Origin of the sequence: Pseudomonas moraviensis subsp. stanleyae, from assembly GCF_036283065.1 — a bacterium.
GTDB lineage: Bacteria > Pseudomonadota > Gammaproteobacteria > Pseudomonadales > Pseudomonadaceae > Aquipseudomonas > Aquipseudomonas stanleyae.
Map to the genome: position 1 here is coordinate 57,435 of NZ_JAADJI010000014.1, position 16,898 is coordinate 74,332.

General features: G+C 59.9%; 17 protein-coding genes. 5 read left to right on the forward strand and 12 right to left on the reverse strand.

Annotated features, from left to right (window positions below):
* Positions 1 to 183 precede the first annotated feature (183 nt).
* The gene (locus GXB78_RS24070; RefSeq protein WP_329517288.1) at positions 184 to 1,164 is read right to left on the reverse strand and encodes a diaminopimelate epimerase; all 981 of its coding nucleotides are present in this window, start codon (positions 1,162 to 1,164) and stop codon (positions 184 to 186) included.
* 244 nt (positions 1,165 to 1,408) lie between these two features.
* Here GXB78_RS24070 and GXB78_RS24075 point away from each other — a divergent pair, with 244 nt between their 5' ends.
* The gene (locus tag GXB78_RS24075) at positions 1,409 to 2,560 is read left to right on the forward strand and encodes an MFS transporter (RefSeq protein ID WP_329517289.1); all 1,152 of its coding nucleotides are present in this window, start codon (positions 1,409 to 1,411) and stop codon (positions 2,558 to 2,560) included.
* Positions 2,561 to 2,645: 85 nt separating this feature from the next.
* On the opposite strand, the gene GXB78_RS24080 is transcribed toward GXB78_RS24075, so the two are convergent.
* The 4 genes from GXB78_RS24080 to GXB78_RS24095 form a co-directional block, all read right to left on the reverse strand.
* Positions 2,646 to 5,069 (reverse strand): TonB-dependent siderophore receptor, encoded by a 2,424-nt coding sequence (locus GXB78_RS24080; protein WP_329517290.1) that lies wholly within the window; start codon positions 5,067 to 5,069, stop codon positions 2,646 to 2,648.
* A 98-nt stretch (positions 5,070 to 5,167) separates the two neighbouring features.
* On the reverse strand, positions 5,168 to 6,151 hold the full coding sequence (locus GXB78_RS24085; protein WP_329517291.1) for a FecR family protein: 984 nt from the start codon (positions 6,149 to 6,151) through the stop codon (positions 5,168 to 5,170).
* 88 nt (positions 6,152 to 6,239) lie between these two features.
* Positions 6,240 to 6,731 carry a sigma-70 family RNA polymerase sigma factor gene (locus tag GXB78_RS24090; protein WP_042609092.1) on the reverse strand — a complete coding sequence of 164 codons (492 nt, stop codon included), beginning with the start codon at positions 6,729 to 6,731 and terminating at the stop codon, positions 6,240 to 6,242.
* Between the two features lie 253 nt (positions 6,732 to 6,984).
* The gene (locus tag GXB78_RS24095; protein ID WP_042609087.1) at positions 6,985 to 7,425 is read right to left on the reverse strand and encodes a carboxymuconolactone decarboxylase family protein; all 441 of its coding nucleotides are present in this window, start codon (positions 7,423 to 7,425) and stop codon (positions 6,985 to 6,987) included.
* A 189-nt stretch (positions 7,426 to 7,614) separates the two neighbouring features.
* Between GXB78_RS24095 and GXB78_RS24100 the strand changes: the two genes are divergently transcribed.
* Positions 7,615 to 7,944 carry a hypothetical protein gene (locus tag GXB78_RS24100; RefSeq protein ID WP_329517292.1) on the forward strand — a complete coding sequence of 110 codons (330 nt, stop codon included), beginning with the start codon at positions 7,615 to 7,617 and terminating at the stop codon, positions 7,942 to 7,944.
* Positions 7,945 to 8,103: 159 nt separating this feature from the next.
* Here the strand turns inward: GXB78_RS24100 and GXB78_RS24105 are convergent, their stop codons facing one another.
* The 3 genes from GXB78_RS24105 to GXB78_RS24115 form a co-directional block, all read right to left on the reverse strand.
* On the reverse strand, positions 8,104 to 9,672 hold the full coding sequence (locus GXB78_RS24105) for a sensor domain-containing diguanylate cyclase (RefSeq protein WP_329517403.1): 1,569 nt from the start codon (positions 9,670 to 9,672) through the stop codon (positions 8,104 to 8,106).
* 174 nt (positions 9,673 to 9,846) lie between these two features.
* Positions 9,847 to 10,620 (reverse strand): aldolase, encoded by a 774-nt coding sequence (locus GXB78_RS24110; RefSeq protein ID WP_329517293.1) that lies wholly within the window; start codon positions 10,618 to 10,620, stop codon positions 9,847 to 9,849.
* Positions 10,621 to 10,631: 11 nt separating this feature from the next.
* Positions 10,632 to 11,339 (reverse strand): haloacid dehalogenase type II, encoded by a 708-nt coding sequence (locus GXB78_RS24115; RefSeq protein ID WP_329517294.1) that lies wholly within the window; start codon positions 11,337 to 11,339, stop codon positions 10,632 to 10,634.
* Between the two features lie 109 nt (positions 11,340 to 11,448).
* On the opposite strand from GXB78_RS24115, the gene GXB78_RS24120 reads away from it, so the two are divergent.
* Entirely contained in the window at positions 11,449 to 12,306 is an 858-nt protein-coding gene (locus GXB78_RS24120) for a LysR family transcriptional regulator (protein WP_329517295.1), read from the forward strand.
* Between the two features lie 14 nt (positions 12,307 to 12,320).
* Here GXB78_RS24120 and GXB78_RS24125 read toward each other — a convergent pair whose 3' ends face one another.
* The 4 genes from GXB78_RS24125 to GXB78_RS24140 all read right to left on the reverse strand — a co-directional run bounded on the left by GXB78_RS24125 (position 12,321) and on the right by GXB78_RS24140 (position 14,881).
* On the reverse strand, positions 12,321 to 12,845 hold the full coding sequence (locus GXB78_RS24125; RefSeq protein ID WP_329517296.1) for a hypothetical protein: 525 nt from the start codon (positions 12,843 to 12,845) through the stop codon (positions 12,321 to 12,323).
* Positions 12,846 to 13,574 carry an alpha/beta hydrolase gene (locus GXB78_RS24130; RefSeq protein ID WP_329517297.1) on the reverse strand — a complete coding sequence of 243 codons (729 nt, stop codon included), beginning with the start codon at positions 13,572 to 13,574 and terminating at the stop codon, positions 12,846 to 12,848.
* A 3-nt stretch (positions 13,575 to 13,577) separates the two neighbouring features.
* Positions 13,578 to 14,075 (reverse strand): PAAR domain-containing protein, encoded by a 498-nt coding sequence (locus GXB78_RS24135; protein WP_329517298.1) that lies wholly within the window; start codon positions 14,073 to 14,075, stop codon positions 13,578 to 13,580.
* Positions 14,076 to 14,212: 137 nt separating this feature from the next.
* Positions 14,213 to 14,881, reverse strand: coding sequence for a ribonuclease T2 (locus GXB78_RS24140; RefSeq protein WP_329517299.1), 669 nt, complete (start codon positions 14,879 to 14,881; stop codon positions 14,213 to 14,215).
* A gap of 164 nt (positions 14,882 to 15,045) precedes the next feature.
* On the opposite strand from GXB78_RS24140, the gene GXB78_RS24145 reads away from it, so the two are divergent.
* Positions 15,046 to 15,516, forward strand: a complete 471-nt coding sequence (locus GXB78_RS24145) for a hypothetical protein (protein ID WP_329517300.1) — start codon at positions 15,046 to 15,048, stop codon at positions 15,514 to 15,516.
* A gap of 108 nt (positions 15,517 to 15,624) precedes the next feature.
* A complete protein-coding gene (locus GXB78_RS24150) occupies positions 15,625 to 16,893 on the forward strand; it encodes a hypothetical protein (RefSeq protein ID WP_329517301.1) in 1,269 nt (422 codons plus the stop codon).
* Positions 16,894 to 16,898 lie beyond the last annotated feature (5 nt).

Consider the following 16,898-nt stretch of genomic DNA (forward strand, 5'->3'; position numbering starts at 1 on the left):
GCTGAAAGCAAAACCTGTGGGAGCGAGCCTGCTCGCGAAAGCGCCATGCCAGGCGCCTCGATGTTGGATGTGCCGACCTTCGCGAGCAGGCTCGCTCCCACAGTAGATCCAGTTGGCTGCAAGGAATGTGTTCAGCGCAAATCCCTGTGGGAGTCTGGCTTGCCAGCGATGACGTCCGCCCAATCAATCCATCAACCGCGCCGTGCCAAACAATCTCACCCGCCGCAATACGCCCTCCGAAACCTCAAGCAAAACCGGCGCAATGCCGCCGGGCATCACCACCCGCACTTCCCCCGCCTCAATCCAACCCACCCGCCACGCCGCACATGCCACCGCACTGGCGCTGGTGCCCGAAGATGCGGTCGGCCCCTCGCCGCGCTCGAACACCCGGGCAAGGATTTTCTGCGGTGACGCCAGCGCAGCCCATTGCAGATTGACGCCCGCCGGACAGGGATTGCCGGCACCGGTGGGCATGGCATAGGCAATCGCGGTCAGCCGTTCGTTCAGGGGCGCTTCACGCATTTGCTGGTTGCCCGGTAACGCGGCCGCATCGCTGAGCAGCGTTACGCAGTGCGGATTGCCGATGCGCACGAACTGGCTGTGGCTCCAGTCGGGATCGAGTTGTGCCAGAGGCGGGACATGGCTGACGTCGCGATCATTGAACTGAATGCTTTCAATCGCCTGCGCACCCGCCGCCTCAGGGCCGAATCCGGGCTGACCGAGATCAAGCCAGAAACCGCGCACACCTTCCACCTCGGCCGGTTGCACCGCGGTTTCCAGCGCCTCGCCCTTGTCATGATGAACGCGCAACACTGCACCCTGCGCCGCCATCAAGCCTTGCTCGGTCAGCGCCTGAGAAAAAATCGTCAGGCCGTTGCCACTGCGCTCGGCGAGGCTGCCGTCGGTGTTGACGATCAGCACATCGAACGGCGCCGATGCCTGGAACGGGCCGATCAGCAGGCCATCGCTGCGGTGCGGTTTGCTGTTGGCCGGGCGCTGGCCTTCGGGCCAGCGGCAGCACAGGGCGATGGCGGCTTCGCTCCATTGCTGCCGAGACTCCGCGCACTCGGCGGCGCTGACCGGCAAAGCAATTCCGGCTTCGCGCAAGGCTTGGGGCGAAACCACAGCGTAGATATTGCCGCGTGCGTCGTAGAACCTTGTCATGCCTTGTTCCCGTTTTCCATGCTGGTGAAAATCCGACTGTAAACCGCAATCCAGTGTGGGAGCGAGCCTGCTCGCGAAGTCGGTGCCTCAGTCGACATTTCCAAATTTGACCCACCGCTTTCGCGAGCAGGCTCGCTCCCACAGGGTAGGATGTTCACCGTTATGCCCCGAAAGGCCTGAGATCGAACCTCAACGCCATCAGAATGTCACTCGGGATGCAGTTGTTTTTTTGCCAAGGATCGATATGACCAGCCTCAACCCCCAAGACACGTTCGTCCCCGGCCGCCTGGAACAGATGTCCACGCGCGTCGCTTTTTTTATCGCCGGCCTCGGCATTGCCGCGTGGGCGCCGCTGGTGCCGTATGCCAAGGCACGGGCCGGGCTGGATGAGGGCACGCTGGGGTTATTGCTGTTATGCCTGGGCGTCGGCTCGATTCTGGCCATGCCGCTGGCGGGGATTCTCGCCACGCGTTTTGGTTGCCGACGCGTAGCCACCGGCGGCACCCTGCTGATCTGCGCGGCGTTGCCATTGCTGGCGACGGTGTCGTCGATCCCGGCGCTGATCGCCACGTTGTTCATGTTCGGTGCCGGCCTCGGCACGGTGGATTCGACGGTGAACCTGCAAGCGGTGATCGTCGAGCGCGCCAGCGGCAAGCACATGATGTCGGGTTTCCACGGCTTGTTCAGCCTCGGCGGCATTGTCGGCGCGGCAGGCGTCAGCGCCCTGCTCGGCCTCGGCCTGACGCCGCTGGCGGCGATGCTGGTGGTCGTTGTGTTGCTGGTCGGCGCCTTGCTCAAGTGCGTGCCGCACATGTTGCCCTACGGCAGCGAAAGCTCCGGCCCGGCCTTTGCGATTCCTCATGGCATCGTGCTGTTTATCGGCGGGATGTGCTTCATCGTGTTCCTCACCGAAGGCGCGGCGCTGGACTGGAGCGCGGTTTTCCTCGCTCAGGAACGCGGGATCGATACGGCTTATGCGGGATTGGGCTACGCAGCATTCGCCCTGACCATGACCGTCGGGCGTCTGCTCGGTGATCGCATCGTGCGCAAGCTGGGCGCGACGCGGATCATTCTGTTTGGCGGTCTGTTGGCGGCGGCGGGGTTGTTTCTCGCCACCTTCGCGCCGAGCTGGCAAGCGGCGCTGCTCGGGTATGCGCTGGTCGGCGCCGGTTGCTCGAACATCGTGCCGGTGCTGTACACGGCGGTGGGCAAGCAAACGGTGATGCCGGAGAGCATCGCGGTACCGGCGATTACCACACTGGGTTACGCAGGGATTCTGGCCGGGCCGGCGGTGATCGGTTTTGTCGCCCATGCCAGCAGCCTGAGTTTTGCCTTCGGGCTGATGGCGGTGTTGCTGGTGGCTGTGGCGATCGGCGGAAAAGTCCTGAAGGTCTGAAAGCTTCGCGAGCAGGCTCGCTCCCACAGGGTTTCAGTGGTCCATGTGGGAGCGAGCCTGCTCGCGAAGAAGGCGCCGCGCTTTATCAGAAGCCGACGCTGGCCTGCACGAAGAATGTCCGCGGCGCGCCGACATACATCCCCGAGTTGTTGTCGCTGGAGCGGGTGAAGTACTGCTTGTCGAAGAGGTTTTTCACCCCGGCGCCGAGCTTGAGGTTCGACACCTGCGGGCCAAAGTCATAGCCGCCGCGCACGTTCCAGGTCACGTAACCCGGGATGTCGCCGTACTGCCCATCCGCTGTGCCTTCGGTGATGTAGTTGCCGTTGAAGCTGCCATCCGCGTTCACACCGGTGCCCGGCGAGCGCTGCTTCGACTGGGCGAAGCCGTCGACGTTCCAGGTCCAGCGATTGATGTCGTAACGCAACCCGACCGTGGCCACCTGCCGCGAATAGAACGGCAGATCGCGGCCCTTGAAGCCGGGAATCTCGCCTTCATAGGTGGCGCGGGTGTAGGTGAAGCCGGCATTGGCGGTCAGGCCATCGAGGCGCGGGTCGAGTGCGGCCATGTCGTAGTGCACCGAGGCTTCGATGCCTTGATGCTTGGTGGCGCCGAGGTTGGTCCAGCCGACATCGTTGCTGATGTATTGCAGTTCGTCATCGAAGTCGATGTAGAACAGCGTCACCTCACCGCCCCACACATCATCGTTGTAGCGTGTGCCTATCTCGTAGGTCTTGGCCTTTTCCGGCTCCAGTCCGTTGGCGGTGCTGTCACCGGAACCGCCCTGGCCGAGCTGGAAATATTGCAGGCTGCCGAACGAGGTTTCGTAATTGGCAAACAGCTTCCAGGCATCGGACAGGTGATACATCACGCTCAGCGCCGGCAGCGGTTCGTTGCTTTCGATGCTGCGGTTCTTCTCCGGTACCGGGCGGCCAGCGGTGTCGAGCACGGCGCGGTCATGCCAGTCGGTGCTGATGTGTTCGAAGCGAATGCCCGGGGTGATGGTCCAGTTGCCGACGTCGATCTTGTTGTCGACATACACTGAGTTGGCCTCGGTGCCGCCGGTGCGATCCTGGAATACATGGCCATCCGAGGTCGGGGTGACCACTGGCTGGTTGTTGACCAGCGCCAGACGACTCGACTCTTCGTGCATCGCCTCTTTCAGATAGCGATAACCAACGCTGACTTCCTGCGTGGTCGGGCCGACATCGAACACCCGCGACACACGCGGCTCAATGCCGAGGGTGTAATAGGAACGCGGGTACGAGCTGAGGGTGCGCTGATCGCGCGCGGCGATGGTACTGCCGCGAAAGCTGTCGGTGTAATAGGTGAGAATTTCTGCCTGGGTGCGCTCGTCGATCTGGCGGATCCACTTGAACGACACGTCTTTGCGCCGGCCACTGAACTGGTCGTAGTCACGGACAGAGTCATAGGGCTTGTCGTCGTACTGACGCTGGGTCAGGCCGCCGGGCATGTCGGCGCTGGCGTCGTAGTAGTGAAAATTGAGACTGAAATCGTCCTGATCGGTCGGCGCCCAGTGCGTCTTGAGCAGCACGTCGTCGATGTCATTGCCGTTGTTGCGCTCGCGATAGCCGTGACCGTTGACGCCGGAGTACAGCAGCGCGACGCCCATGCCGTTGTCGGCGGTGCCGCCGAGAAATGCGGTGTCAATGTGTTTCCAGCCGCCGTACTGCGTCGTTTCCAGGGTGGTGCCGATTTCGCCGGTGGTTTTCTCCGGAATCGCGCGGGTCACGAAGTTGATCACGCCGCCGACGTTCTGCGGCCCGTAACGCACGGAACCGGCGCCACGCACGACGTCGATGCTGTCGAGGTTGCCCGAGGAAATAGGCGCCATCGACAACTGCGGCTGGCCGTAGGGGGCAAACGCCGCAGGCACGCCATCAATCAGCACGGTCGAGCGTGGCGACAGCCGAGAAGTCAGACCGCGCACGCCAACGTTGAGGGAAATATCACTGCCGCCGGTACCGTTGGAGTCCTGTACCTGCACGCCGGGCACGCGCTTGAGCACGTCGCTGACGTTCATCGCACCCTGCTCGACCATCGCTTCGCGGCGAATCACCGTCCGTGCGCCGGGGTGGTTCTGCACCACCGCGGCGTCGGCGTCACCGAGCCAGTCGCCGACCACTTTGATATCGGTCACGCCGAGCTCCAGTGGGCCGTTGCTGGCAGCGGAGGTGGCTGCTGGGGCGAGCGTCACCGAGCCTTCGTTGATCTGATAATCGAGGCCGCTGCCCTGCAACAACTGGCGCAGCGCCTGCTCCGGCGACAGGTCGCCGTCGACCGCTGGAGCCTGTTTGCCGGCAACCAGCTCAGGGCTGAAGAACACCTGCAGCGAGGTCTGCTGGCCCAGCTCGCTCAAGGCCTGATCCAGCGGCTGCGCGCGGATATGAATGGCTTCGGCGGCAAACGCCGGCATCGCTGTGGTGACTGCGAGCGCTAAGGCCAGTGGCAACCAAGGGGATTTTTTATTGTGAATTGTGGTGGTGTTCACGTCGTACGGAGTCCTGTGGATCGCAAGAGTGTGCGGCTGTTAATGCAAACCAGTTGCAGTTGAACAGGAAGACGATGAACTGGAAAAAAACCTGAATGTTATCTGGAAATTATTTCCTGACTGCCATCGGCGAGGGTGCGCACCGCCACCGGCAGGATGCTCGGCAAGGCTTTGAGCAAGGCGTCGGTGTCGTCGGATTTGAACACGCTGGTCAGGCGCAGGCTGGCCACGTTCGGCTGGGATACGGTCAGCGGCTTGTCGCGATAGCGTGATACTTCCGCCGCCACTTCGCTGAGGCTGGCGTTGTTGAACACCAGTTTGCCGTTGCGCCACGCGGTCAGCTGCGCCGGGTTGACCGCGTAGGCCGGCAGGACTCTGCCCTGGGCATCGACCGAGGTGCCGAGGCCTGCGCTCAGGTTGATGAACTGGTCGTCCGGGGCATCACTGCCCTGCACCTTCACCGTGCCCTGCTCCACCGCCACGCGGGTTTGCGTGGCATCGCGGCGGACATCGAAACGCGTACCGGTGACGGTGACCTTGCCGCTGCCGGCTTCGACAATGAACGGACGCGAGGCGTCGTGTTCAACGCTGAACAGCGCCTCGCCGGCGCTCAATTCGATGACGCGTCGATGCTGCTCGTAACGCACCTGCAAGTGGCTGCGACTGTTCATGTCGATCACTGAGCCATCGGGTAACGCCACATGTCTGCGCTCGCCCAGCGCCGTAACGTACTCGGCGCTGTAACCGCCCGGATGATTCAAACCACTGAACAGGCCAAGCCCCAGCGCTACAGCCAAGACACTCGCGGCGACGGCGTAACGCAGTAAAGGACGGCGTTCACGGCGAGCCGGCGGAGTTTCGACCAGCGCTTGAAGACGTGAGGCCGGCAGCAAATCAGCCGCCGTCCACAGTCCTTGCAGCAACTGGAATTCTTCGCGGTGTTGCGGATGCTCAGCCAGCCAGGCGTCGAAGCGCTGCTGTTCTGCGACGCTGACATCCGGCTCCTGCAAGCGCACGAACCAGGCAGCCGCCTCATCACGCACCGCCGCTTGCCCACAGGCGCAATCACCCGTCTCCATCATGGAATGTCCTGTCCGGCTGAGGTTGAGATTCGGCACGACCCTCTGTAGGAGCTGCCGAAGGCTGCGATCCTTTCGATGTCACACGGCATCATGATTGCAACCCATCCAGCCGCTCACGCAGATGCCGCAGGGTGCGGATCATATACTTTTCGACCATGTTCTTGGACAGCCCGAGGCGCTCGGCAATTTCTGCCTGCGTCAGGCCTTCGATCTTCTGCCAGACGAAGATCTTGCGGCAGTTGAGCGGCAATTCGGTGAGCGCGCGTTCGATGGAGTCGGCCAACTGAATCGCGTGCATGTAATGCTCCGGATCGCCCGCTGACGACGCACTGTCATCGACCGCCTCCGACTCCATGGCGCCGCGCCGGTCCTCACGCCGATACCCATCGACCGCGATATTGCGCGCGGTCTGGTGCAAATACGCGCGCGGCTGCTGCACCGCCGCCGAATCCGCCTCAAGCACCCGCACAAAGGTGTCGTGCGCCAGATCCTCGGCCTGCGCGCGATTGCGCAAGCGACGAGTCCAGGTGCCGATCAACTCTTCGTAGTGCTCGAAAAAGCCGGATCTGCGGGAGCGCATGGGGGATGGGCGGCGTGGTGAGGAAAGGGGCGTGAATAGTAATGCTTCCTATTAAGACAAAGCAATGCGCGGTGTAATGGTGTCCTTGATGCGCAAGGTGCAACGAACGGCGGCGTCGAGTTCAGATGGGCATTGAATAGGTCCCTGTGGGAGCGAGCCTGCTCGCGAATGCGGTATGTCAGCAACGATGATGGTGACTGACACGGCGCCTTCGCGAGCAGGCTCGCTCCCACAAGGGATTGGCTTGAAGGCCTCAAGCCTGCGGCAGTTTGCGGAAGCCCACTGCCAGGCGATTCCAGCCGTTGATGGTGTTGATTGCCACGGTCAGGTCAACCAGTTCCTTCGGCGAGAATTGCGCAGCGACCACGTCATAGTCTTCGTCGGGCGCGTGGGTCAGGCTCAGTTGCGTCAGCGACTCGGTCCACAGCAGCGCGGCACGTTCACGCTCGCTGAAGAACGGCGCTTCCCGCCAAGCCGTCACGGCGAACAGGCGACGCGGGGTTTCGCCGTCCTTGATGGCGTCGGCGGTGTGCATATCGATACAGAAGGCGCAGCCGTTGATCTGCGAGGCGCGCAGCTTGACCAGTTCGATCAGGCTCTTTTCCAGCGGTAGTTTCGAGACGGCATTTTCCAGCGCCATCATCGCTTTCAAGGCATCGGGGGAAGCGGTGTAGAAATCGGCACGAGGTTGCATGTTGGGCTCCGGGGTAGCGATTGAATGTGCGGCTACGTTAGTCCCCGGGGATGGTTCGGCAAATAGCCAATATTGCAGAAGAACGGTAGGCCACTGGGCGCAGCGACTGACCGCTCGTCACTCGACCGGCACCAAGGCTTCGGTGCGCAAGACCAATATCAGGTAATCCCCTTTATCAGGAGACGTACCATGATGACGCGCAAAATCACTTCGTTGGTATTGGCCGGCCTGCTGGCCACGGCATCCGCCGCCAGCTTCGCCGCCAATGACAGCACCGACGCGACGGGCACCAAGTCCGGCGGCGCCAGCACCTCGACCATGCCGCCAGACAATACCCCGGGCTCGCCATCGGGCGGCAGCGGCTCCAGCGGCACCAATAACGGCACTGGCACTGGTTCGGGCATGGGCACCGGCACGGGCACCAATGGCGGCGCCAGCGGTTCGGGTTCCGGCGCGGGTGGCGGCACCGGTTCGGCCGGCGGCGGCACAGGTGGCGCGGGCGGTGGCACGGGCGGCTGAACGAACAAGAGCCATCCCAGATAGTCCTGAACACGTCAGGACCACTGTGGGAGCGAGCCTGCTCGCGAAAGCGGTGTATCAGTCAACAAATATTGTGACTGACATGCCCTCTTCGCGAGCAGGCTCGCTCCCACTTTCTATTTATGTGAACTGAAAGAATCAGCGATCCGAACGCATCAGTTCGGCAAATCCCTCTTCCGGCGCGAACACTGCCGCCCGATTTCGCCCGGCATTTTTCGCCTGATACAGCGCCGCGTCCGCACGCTGGATAAACACCTGCGGACTGTCGTTGCCGTGCGGAATAAATGAATAACAGCCCAGGCTCACAGTGAGATAACCGGTCGGCGAACCACTATGAATGATGTGCTTGTCGATAACACTGCGACGAATTTGCCCGGCGATTGCCAGCGCGCCGTTGATATCGGTGTCCGGCAACAGCACGGCGAACTCCTCGCCGCCGTATCGCACCGCCAGGTCCGACTTGCGCTGGCAGCAGGTCTTCACCACTTGTGCCACCTGCGCCAGGCATTGATCGCCGGCGACATGGCCGTAAGCGTCGTTGTAGCGCTTGAAAAAATCGATATCGAGCATGATCAGACTGACCGGGCTGACCTGGCGCGCGCCACGAGCAAATTCAATCTCCAACGACCGCTCGAACAAGCGGCGATTGGCCAACCCGGTGAGGCTGTCGTGGGTGGCGATCTGCTCCAGCGCCAGTTGTGCCTTGCGCAGGTTTTTCTCGATGCGCTCGCCGTCGCGCACCTGATGAATGAACACCCAGCCGAACAGGCCAATCCCGAGAATCACCAGCGCGACAATCACGCTGGACTGGAAGGCGCGGTCATACCAGCCCTGCAGAATCGTGTCTTGTGAAGTCGCGGCAGAAACCACCAGCGGATACGAGGCGAGCTGTCGATAGCCATACAAGCGGGTCACACCGTCGACCACGGAATTGAGCATCGCCGTGCCCGCGTTAGCGTTGGGCAACAGGGTTTGATAGATCTCGCCGTGGGCCACCGAGGTATTGATCAGCGACTCATCGAAGGGCCGTCGCGCCAGCAAGGTGCCGTCGGTCAACGCCATGAACATGATGCCGCTGTCATCAAGGCTGAAACTCTTGAAGAACTGATCGAAGTACGACATGCGGATGCCGGCCATCAGCACGCCCTGGAAATTGCCGGCGTGGTCGCTGACGCGTCTGGAGATCGGGATGATCCACTCGCCATTTTCACGGCTGCGAATCGCCGGGCCGATGTGCGCCACGGTCGAGGCATTCTGCTGATGAAACTTGAAATATTCGCGATCCGCCACGCCCTTGCCACGGGGCAGATTGGCGAACGAAGTGATGACCCACTGCCCCTCGCGATCGAACAGAAAGATGCCGTGCAACTGATCCAGCTGCTGCGCGCGGCGGGCGAAGATCCTCTGCAACCGAGGTCTCTGCGCCGCTCCGTAACCATCGTCCTGAATCCAGTCGACCAGGCTGGTCATCACCAGATCCGCTGCCCGCACGGTGTCTTCGGCCTGCTGGGCCATGGCCCGGGTCAGGTTGCTCGAAGCCATCTTCGCCGCCGCCAGATCCTGACGCCGCGATTGCTCCAGTTGCAGATAAAGCAGGCCGCACAGGCACAGGCTCACCGCGACAATAAACAGCACTGCGGCTTTGCGAAGCGGCAACCGCTTGAGCGTGCCGGGAGCGTGATGCGGATCGGGATTGGGGATTAGCAAAAGCATGTCCTGGGCAGGTACGACAGGGGCGCGAGCCCGAAACCCTTGTATGTGTGAGCGTAGCCCACCGGGATGTACCGGGCAAACGCCCGCCCCCCGCCCAGTTATCGGCGCCTCGCGAGTTTGGATGATCGCTGATCGTCGATTTATTTTCGATTGCTGCTTTACGGTTAATCAGTTGTGCAGGTCCAGCCGCCGCATCGCGCTGACCAAGTGCGCGCGGGCACTTTGCGCATCGCCTTCACGCATTTGTTCATAGGCGCGCTGTGCAATGGCGTGGGGCACCGGTTTCAATTCGCGCTGGGTAGCCATGGCCAGCAGCTGCACCTGCGCGGCGCGCTCCAGGTAATACAGATCATCCCAGGCTTCGGCGATAGTCGGCGCGGTAACGATCACACCGTGGTTTTTCAGAAAAAGAATGTCGGCGTCGCCCATGACGCTGGCGATGCGATCGCCTTCGGATGCGTCCAGCGCGAGGCCGTTGTAATCCTCGTCCACCGCCGTGCGCCCATAGAATTTCAGCGCGGTCTGCCCCAGCCACAGCAGCGGCGGGCCTTGCAGCAGGCACAACGCCGTGGCGTGCGGCATGTGCGTGTGAAAGGCGACTTTTACCCGTGGCAGTTGTTTGTGCAACCGCGCGTGAATATAGAACGCAGTCGCTTCGGGCTCGCCATCGCCCTCGACCACGTGGCCCTCGAAGTCGCAGACGAGCAGATTCTGCGCCGTCACTTCCGAGAAAGCGTAGCCGTACGGATTGACCAGAAACAGATCGTCATGCCCCGGTAGCATCGCCGAAAAGTGATTGCAGATGCCCTCCTCCAGGCCATGCAGCGCGGCCAGTTGAAAGCACGCGGCGAGTTCGTTGCGGGCAGTGATGATCGCCTCGGTTGCAAGGTTCAGCATCGAGGTGGGTCTGGTTTTGGCGGTGCCGCTCAAGGTGTGCGCCATGGCGATTCTCCTTAGGTCCAGCCGAGGGACTTGAACAGCGGCAGCACTCGGTCGAGGCTCGGCAGAATCGCGTCGGGACGATAGTCCGGCAACAACTGACGCCCGGTGCCGCGATCGATCCACACGCAACGAAAGCCCATGTCCCGCGCCGCTGTGTGATCAAGCATGGGGCTGGCGCAGATGTGCACCACTTCATCCCGGGTCACGCCCAATTGCTCATGAGCGTAGTCGAACAGCCGTGGCGCCGGTTTGTAGGCACCGGCCTGTTGCGCGGTGATCACCCGGTCGATACGGCCGCCGAGTTGCGCGACGTTGCCGGCAATGATGTCGTCGTCGGTGTTGGAGACGATGCACAGCTTGAAATCCATGGCTTTGAGTTGCGCGAGGGTGTCGAGCACTTCGGCAAATGGCGGCATGTCCGGGATGGCGGCCGCCAGGCGCTGACTGTCTTCAGGCAGGCTCGGCAAGCCCAATTCTTCCAGGGCCAGTTGCAGGCCCAGCGTGCTCAGCTCACGAAAGCAACGGTGCGGCGGCGTTTGTTCGAGACGGTGCTCGTGACGGTCGTAGACTTCGATCAGCTTATCGGCGTCGATGGCGTGATCGCCCTTGTCGCTGAGAATTTTTTCGACAACGGTTTTCAGGCCTTCGTCCCACTGAATCAGCGTGCCGTAGCAATCGAAGGTCAGCCATTGCGGGCGCGGCGTGTTGTTCAAGGTCATCGGTCGATTCCTCCAGAGTGAGGACTTCAGCTTATGAGCGCGCGGTGATAGTGTGAAATTAAATAAACATGCGATTGTCATTCGAAAAACCACTACGTGGAGCGCCGCCATGCTGGATCTGGAACTGCTGAAAACCTTCGTCTGCGTGGTCGACGAAGGCAGCTTCACCCGCGCAGCCGAGCGTGTGCACCGCACGCAATCGACGGTCAGCCAGCAGGTGCGCAAACTCGAAGATCTGGTCGGCCACCCGCTGCTGTTGCGTGACCGAACCGGATTAAACGTTGCCGTCACCGAGCACGGCGAATTGCTGATGCACTATGCGCGGCGGTTGCTGGCGCTGTCCGCCGAAGCCACGCAAGCGCTGGCCAGTGACGTCGACCTTGAAGTGCTGCGCATCGGCATGCCGGAAGACTTCGACGCCCGGCGCATGGCGCTGATCCTCGCCGGTTTCACCCGCAACCACCCGCAAGCGCGCCTGGAAACCATCAGTGGCATGAGCCTCGACCTGCGCCAACGCCTCGACGCCGGCGACATTGATATCGCCTTGGTCAAGCGCGAACCCGACAGCGGCCCGGCATGGGCCACTTGGCCGGAGCGGCTGGTGTGGGTCAAAGGCGCTGAGGTCAACACCTGCGACGGGGTGCTGCCGCTGGCGCTGTTTCCGCAGGGCTGCCTGTACCGGCAACGGGCTATTCGCTTGCTCGACGTGGCGCAGCGACCGTGGCGGGTGGCATTCGGCAGTCACAGCCTGACCGGGATTCAAGCGGCGGTGGCGTCCGGGTTGGGGATTTCGGTGCTGCCGGTTTCGGCGGTCTTGCCAGAGCATGAGGTGTGTACGGATATGCCTGAGTTGGCGCCGACGGAACTGGCGCTGGTTAGTCGTGAGGGGGTTTTGAGCGGGCTGCAGCGAGGGTTGGTGGAGTTTTTGCGTGGGGAGTTGGGGGTGGATGCGGGGGGATTTGCCTAAGTCCCCCCGGGGGGTTATTGGGGTTTGTTGATTTCCCGGAGCAGGTCGGCGGTGGGGATGTTCATGATGTTTGAGTAGTAGGGTTTGTAGCCGAAGGCGGTGATGACGACTTTGCAGGGTATGTTTTTTTTGCGGGATAGCAGGTCGTTGAGTTCCGGTACTGAAAGATTGTCCTGCGTGCTGCCGTTATCTTGGGTTTGGCTTAAAAAGGCACTTGTTACATAGTTGAATCTGCCCCGTGCTTTGTTCGACGCATCTTCGTCGATTAAACCGTATGCGGAATACCTGAACCGGTTAGTAATCGAAAAATCCTCGTCTTCACCCAGTGCGCACTTCAGCATTGTCGAAGCGGCACCTACCCTTTTGCCCCTGTTGAATAAATCCAATAGATCTACGTCAGAGCCATAATAAAAAGCGTAAAGGGAGCTATTGCCCTCCCTTTCTAAAGTATGAAAGTTCAGGTTTGCGGGAGGAACACTGTGATCCTTGGCGCAAGAGGTACAGAAAATGAGCATGAGCCCAACCGACAACTTCTTCATTCAACAGGTTTCCTTGTTGATTGCATCGTACATAAGGTCACTCACTGACCGTCCTTGGGCGATGGGCGACAAGAACATCGCTGAAGCATTAGCGTGGTTCGTATTCATATTCACATTGATATCTGGCCCGCTATTGATCTGCCATTTTTCTCCGAAATCAGCTACTGAGTCGGATTGATCAGGCCTCGATGGCACAGCCTTTATGTTGATCCAGTAATTAGCTACCGGCGTTGGCTTGTCTCCATAAATGTCGGACCCTAGCCAGACCAGCGTGCCTTCCCCCACTGGGTCGAGCGTTACCAGCATCTTGATTTCGTAGCCCCACCCGGACATGACACTGGACAGATGCGCACCATTCCAGCCGCCCAGACTGTGACCGACGATGAAGATGGGGCAGGATTTATAGGGAATCAAACTAAGCACATTTTTCTGAATGTCCTTCTTCCCTCGCACTTCGTTATAACCAAGCCACTTGGACTTATACTTCCCCGCCTTCTCCAACGCGTCATTTCGCTTATCGAAAACGGTTTTAGCATCGCTGACGTTTTCGAAAGGCCCTGAAAAGTAATAACTCTCCTTATCCCCAGCCCCACCAATAAAAAGCACGATCGCCTTGGTACTTTCCACCGGCACAGGCTTGGCACTGACATCCTTCTTGTCGGTCAGCGTATGCTCCTTGTGCAGCCTGTAAGTGTTGCCCTTCGCGCACGTTACCGTCTCAGCCGTCATGCCTCACTCCTCCAGAAACAGCTTGATGGTTTCAGGCAGGTGCGAACTGACCTCATGGGTAAACCCGTTGGCATCAGACACGCCATGTTCCATGCGCCCATCGGCGCGCTGGATCATGTAGGGATGGTTGGGCATCGGTTCACCGGTAACATCGTTGACCAGTTTCAACTTGTCGGTGAAGTGCACCGGCATCGGCAGCAGACCACTGAAAGGCGCCACGACTACGGTGTCGCCAATGATCACCGTGCCAGAACCGCCGATGACGACATTGCCGTGGCCACCGGTGCTGTCCAGCGTCGCCGCGTTCAAGCCATTGATGAATACGGTGCCAGATACAGCGCCGCTGATTGCGCTGCCGCAAGCGGACTTGTCGGTCATGCGCGCAGCCGCCAGACCGTCAAAATTGACATTCGGCGAGCCGCTGACGATCGGATTGGTGCCGTGTCCCGGCAACGGGCAGGCGGTGGGGTCGGTGACGCGGGCAGCGGGTTTTCCGCTCATGAACAGCTCCTTGCGACGTGTCGTACAGATCCTTTGAGGCGCGCAGCATGCGCGAATTTGCCCTCCCCTTCAAATCCTCAGTTAAAAAAACAGGCGCTCACGGGAGCGCCTGTTTTTCCTGGCTCATTACGGATGTCTCACCGCGCCGGCGGCACCCGGATATCCCCCGCCCGGCACTGAGTCTTCACCCCTTTGCCACACGCGCCGAACTGCAAATCCTTGTCCATGCACACCCGCACTTCCGACAGCTGCGGGCCGCTGCAAACCACTGCAATTCCGTCCTCGGGAATACCCGGATTGGCCTTGCGAAACAGATCGACAATCTCCTGCGCTTCGAAGTAGTACGACGTCGAACCGAACGGCTGCAACGCCTGCGGAATCTTCACCGCGCCCAAGGCCTGATCGGACTTGTCCAGATAGCCCATCGCACCAAGACCACTGCAGGTGCCGTGCTTGGACCATTCGTGATCGAGGAGTTTTTTCGTAGGAAACAGCGTCAGGCCCTTATTGGTTTCCGCCGCCGACAGTGCGGTCAGCGGCGGGCACGATTGCGGCCAGCCGCCCTTGGCATATTGCGGCCATAAACCGTGCAAGACAAAACCATAACCCTTGCCGGTGCACTGCGCGTCGTCCTTGTGCGTCAGACAAAAGGTCGGTGACCAGGACAACGCCAGCAGGTAATAGTCGAACACCCCCGCCACCGATTCCGCCTGCGCCCTGTGCGATGCCGGCTGACGCGCCGAACTCGTGCCGATGCTACCGGCCGTCAGCGCGATCAGCGCCAGAATTGTAAAAAGCTTTTTCATTAACCCGTTCCTTGGGACGCCTGCGTCCGTGGTTTTCGTTGTTGGCCAGACTTGGCCAGTGCTGATTTCGACACGCTTGTATTGCAAGCGCGTGACGCAAGGCAAGGCCCTGCATCGTTCAAAGGTCTACGCTGAACAGGCAGACATCCAACAAGGGAACCGACATGAGTAAAGCAGACGAACTCGCCGCCAGACTCAAGCAGACACGGCATACCCAGGCTGATGCGGTGCTGGAAATCGATTGCTGGCCTGCTCAGGTGTACGACTTGTACCACCGCATCGGCACCTGGCTACAGCCAGTCACCGAAGTAGGACTGAAGATTCGGCGAAATCCTACGCACGTTTGCGAAAGTTCGCCGGACGGCGAAAGCCACGACTACGCCATCGACCAATTGGTGATCGAGGCCAACCATCACAGCCTGACGTTCGATCCGATTGCGCGGTTTACCGAGGATGGCGCCGGGCGCGTGCAGATTACGCTGGAAGACCGGAACACCTACCTGCTGCGCACCGTAGACGACCACCACGAAAGCCACTGGTGGTTGCAGACAGTTGAAACAGGTCAGGAGCTGGATGCCATTGCCTTGACCGAAAATAATCTGCTGCAAGTGGTCCAGGAGGGGTTGGGACTCTAGCTCCTCGCTTTTCGTGAGTGCGATACCCGCCCCGCTGATATGGCCAGCCTTCTGACGAAGGCCGGCCGCTTTTTAGACTCACAACCAATGAATGGAATCTCTGATTACATGGATGCTTCAACTGCCCCGACTTTCTCGCTTTTTTTCAAACGTAATTTCAAACACGTTCTTGATTACTGGAGTCAGATAACCGTTACCCTGGGTTTCCTGGGTGCAGGCATGGCTATCCTTGGCTTGTACATTTACACGCGTGCAATTGGCCGCACAGACTTGTTTCTAGCGGCCATTGATGCAAAAGCTGCGCTAGCGCTCTGGTTGCTATTGATCGTACTGATAATGGTCGGCTACCTGGGTGTACTTTTCGCCAGCGCCTGGTTCTATGGCGTCACCGTATCAATGTTTGACAAAGTGCCGGAAAAGCACAGTCGGGTCGCCGCTTGGTTGCTGCTTCCCCTGTGCATCGGTTTCTGTGTGTTCATTATTTTGTTGTTTATCTACCCGCACACTTTCAGTGCCGGAATTTCAGTAGGAATGATCTTTTTCCTCACACTGACCGCCTACTTTGCATTGTTCTTTTTCAGACAATTTCGAGCCATTGTCGATGAAAACACAAGGCACTTGAACAGGTGGAAGAAAAATGGCTTTCGCTTGTTTGTGGGGGGTGTCATCGGGCTCGCAGTTTTGTTTGCTTCACTGCCAACTTTGCTGATCCTCTCTACTTACGTTGGGGAAGATAACGCTAAAGCCGTGACAATTATTGGCCTGTTTTCTCTCGGCACACTCATCCTGAGTCTGGTTCCCGTTTTCATCTTTTACATCAGTAAAGGTCACTTCCTTGCGCGCATCGCGTATGGAGCCGTGGCGGCATTGGTGCTCTTCGCTGCGTTTCTGCTCCTGTCGCCCGGCGCCATGCCAACCATTACATACGCTGCGGCTGGGAATCTGGCGATACGTCAGCAAGGTCCGGCACGCTTTATTCTCGACGAAGAGATCAGTCTTGGAGACGTGGACAACCGGCAATGGCGGACTCGGCTCAACGAAAAGAAAAAGGTCGAAGTTACCGCGTTTCCACTGTTTTCATTCGGAGACATTCTGCTTTTATGCAGTAGCGACCTGCGCTATCTGAATTTGTACGAATTGCCTCGCTATACCCCTTTCTGTATAGCAACCCGTCACAGCAAGGTAACGCGAAAACCGTTGCGGCCCGCGATGACTCGCGGACTTACATGGCAACAAAGGGCGGAACATTTGCTCAATTGGGAGACAGTTCATTCAGCAGTTTTGACACCGATCACTTCACCACCACAAGACTCTGCACGTGTAGAAACTCCTCGATTGAAAACCATTGGGATGACACGCGGAGGAACCATTCACTAGACTGG

Excerpts from the sequence above, each read along its gene's own strand:
- GXB78_RS24120 (WP_329517295.1), top strand. The coding sequence starts at position 11,449 with ATGCTGGATCTGGAACTGCTGAAAACCTTCGTCTGCGTGGTCGACGAA.
- GXB78_RS24070 (WP_329517288.1), bottom strand. The coding sequence starts at position 1,164 with ATGACAAGGTTCTACGACGCACGCGGCAATATCTACGCTGTGGTTTCG.
- GXB78_RS24090 (WP_042609092.1), bottom strand. The coding sequence starts at position 6,731 with ATGCGCTCCCGCAGATCCGGCTTTTTCGAGCACTACGAAGAGTTGATC.
- GXB78_RS24130 (WP_329517297.1), bottom strand. The coding sequence starts at position 13,574 with ATGACGGCTGAGACGGTAACGTGCGCGAAGGGCAACACTTACAGGCTG.
- GXB78_RS24075 (WP_329517289.1), top strand. The coding sequence starts at position 1,409 with ATGACCAGCCTCAACCCCCAAGACACGTTCGTCCCCGGCCGCCTGGAA.
- GXB78_RS24135 (WP_329517298.1), bottom strand. The coding sequence starts at position 14,075 with ATGAGCGGAAAACCCGCTGCCCGCGTCACCGACCCCACCGCCTGCCCG.
- GXB78_RS24150 (WP_329517301.1), top strand. The coding sequence starts at position 15,625 with ATGGATGCTTCAACTGCCCCGACTTTCTCGCTTTTTTTCAAACGTAAT.
- GXB78_RS24100 (WP_329517292.1), top strand. The coding sequence starts at position 7,615 with ATGATGACGCGCAAAATCACTTCGTTGGTATTGGCCGGCCTGCTGGCC.
- GXB78_RS24095 (WP_042609087.1), bottom strand. The coding sequence starts at position 7,425 with ATGCAACCTCGTGCCGATTTCTACACCGCTTCCCCCGATGCCTTGAAA.
- GXB78_RS24115 (WP_329517294.1), bottom strand. The coding sequence starts at position 11,339 with ATGACCTTGAACAACACGCCGCGCCCGCAATGGCTGACCTTCGATTGC.
- GXB78_RS24145 (WP_329517300.1), top strand. The coding sequence starts at position 15,046 with ATGAGTAAAGCAGACGAACTCGCCGCCAGACTCAAGCAGACACGGCAT.
- GXB78_RS24125 (WP_329517296.1), bottom strand. The coding sequence starts at position 12,845 with ATGAAGAAGTTGTCGGTTGGGCTCATGCTCATTTTCTGTACCTCTTGC.
- GXB78_RS24085 (WP_329517291.1), bottom strand. The coding sequence starts at position 6,151 with ATGATGGAGACGGGTGATTGCGCCTGTGGGCAAGCGGCGGTGCGTGAT.
- GXB78_RS24140 (WP_329517299.1), bottom strand. The coding sequence starts at position 14,881 with ATGAAAAAGCTTTTTACAATTCTGGCGCTGATCGCGCTGACGGCCGGT.
- GXB78_RS24110 (WP_329517293.1), bottom strand. The coding sequence starts at position 10,620 with ATGGCGCACACCTTGAGCGGCACCGCCAAAACCAGACCCACCTCGATG.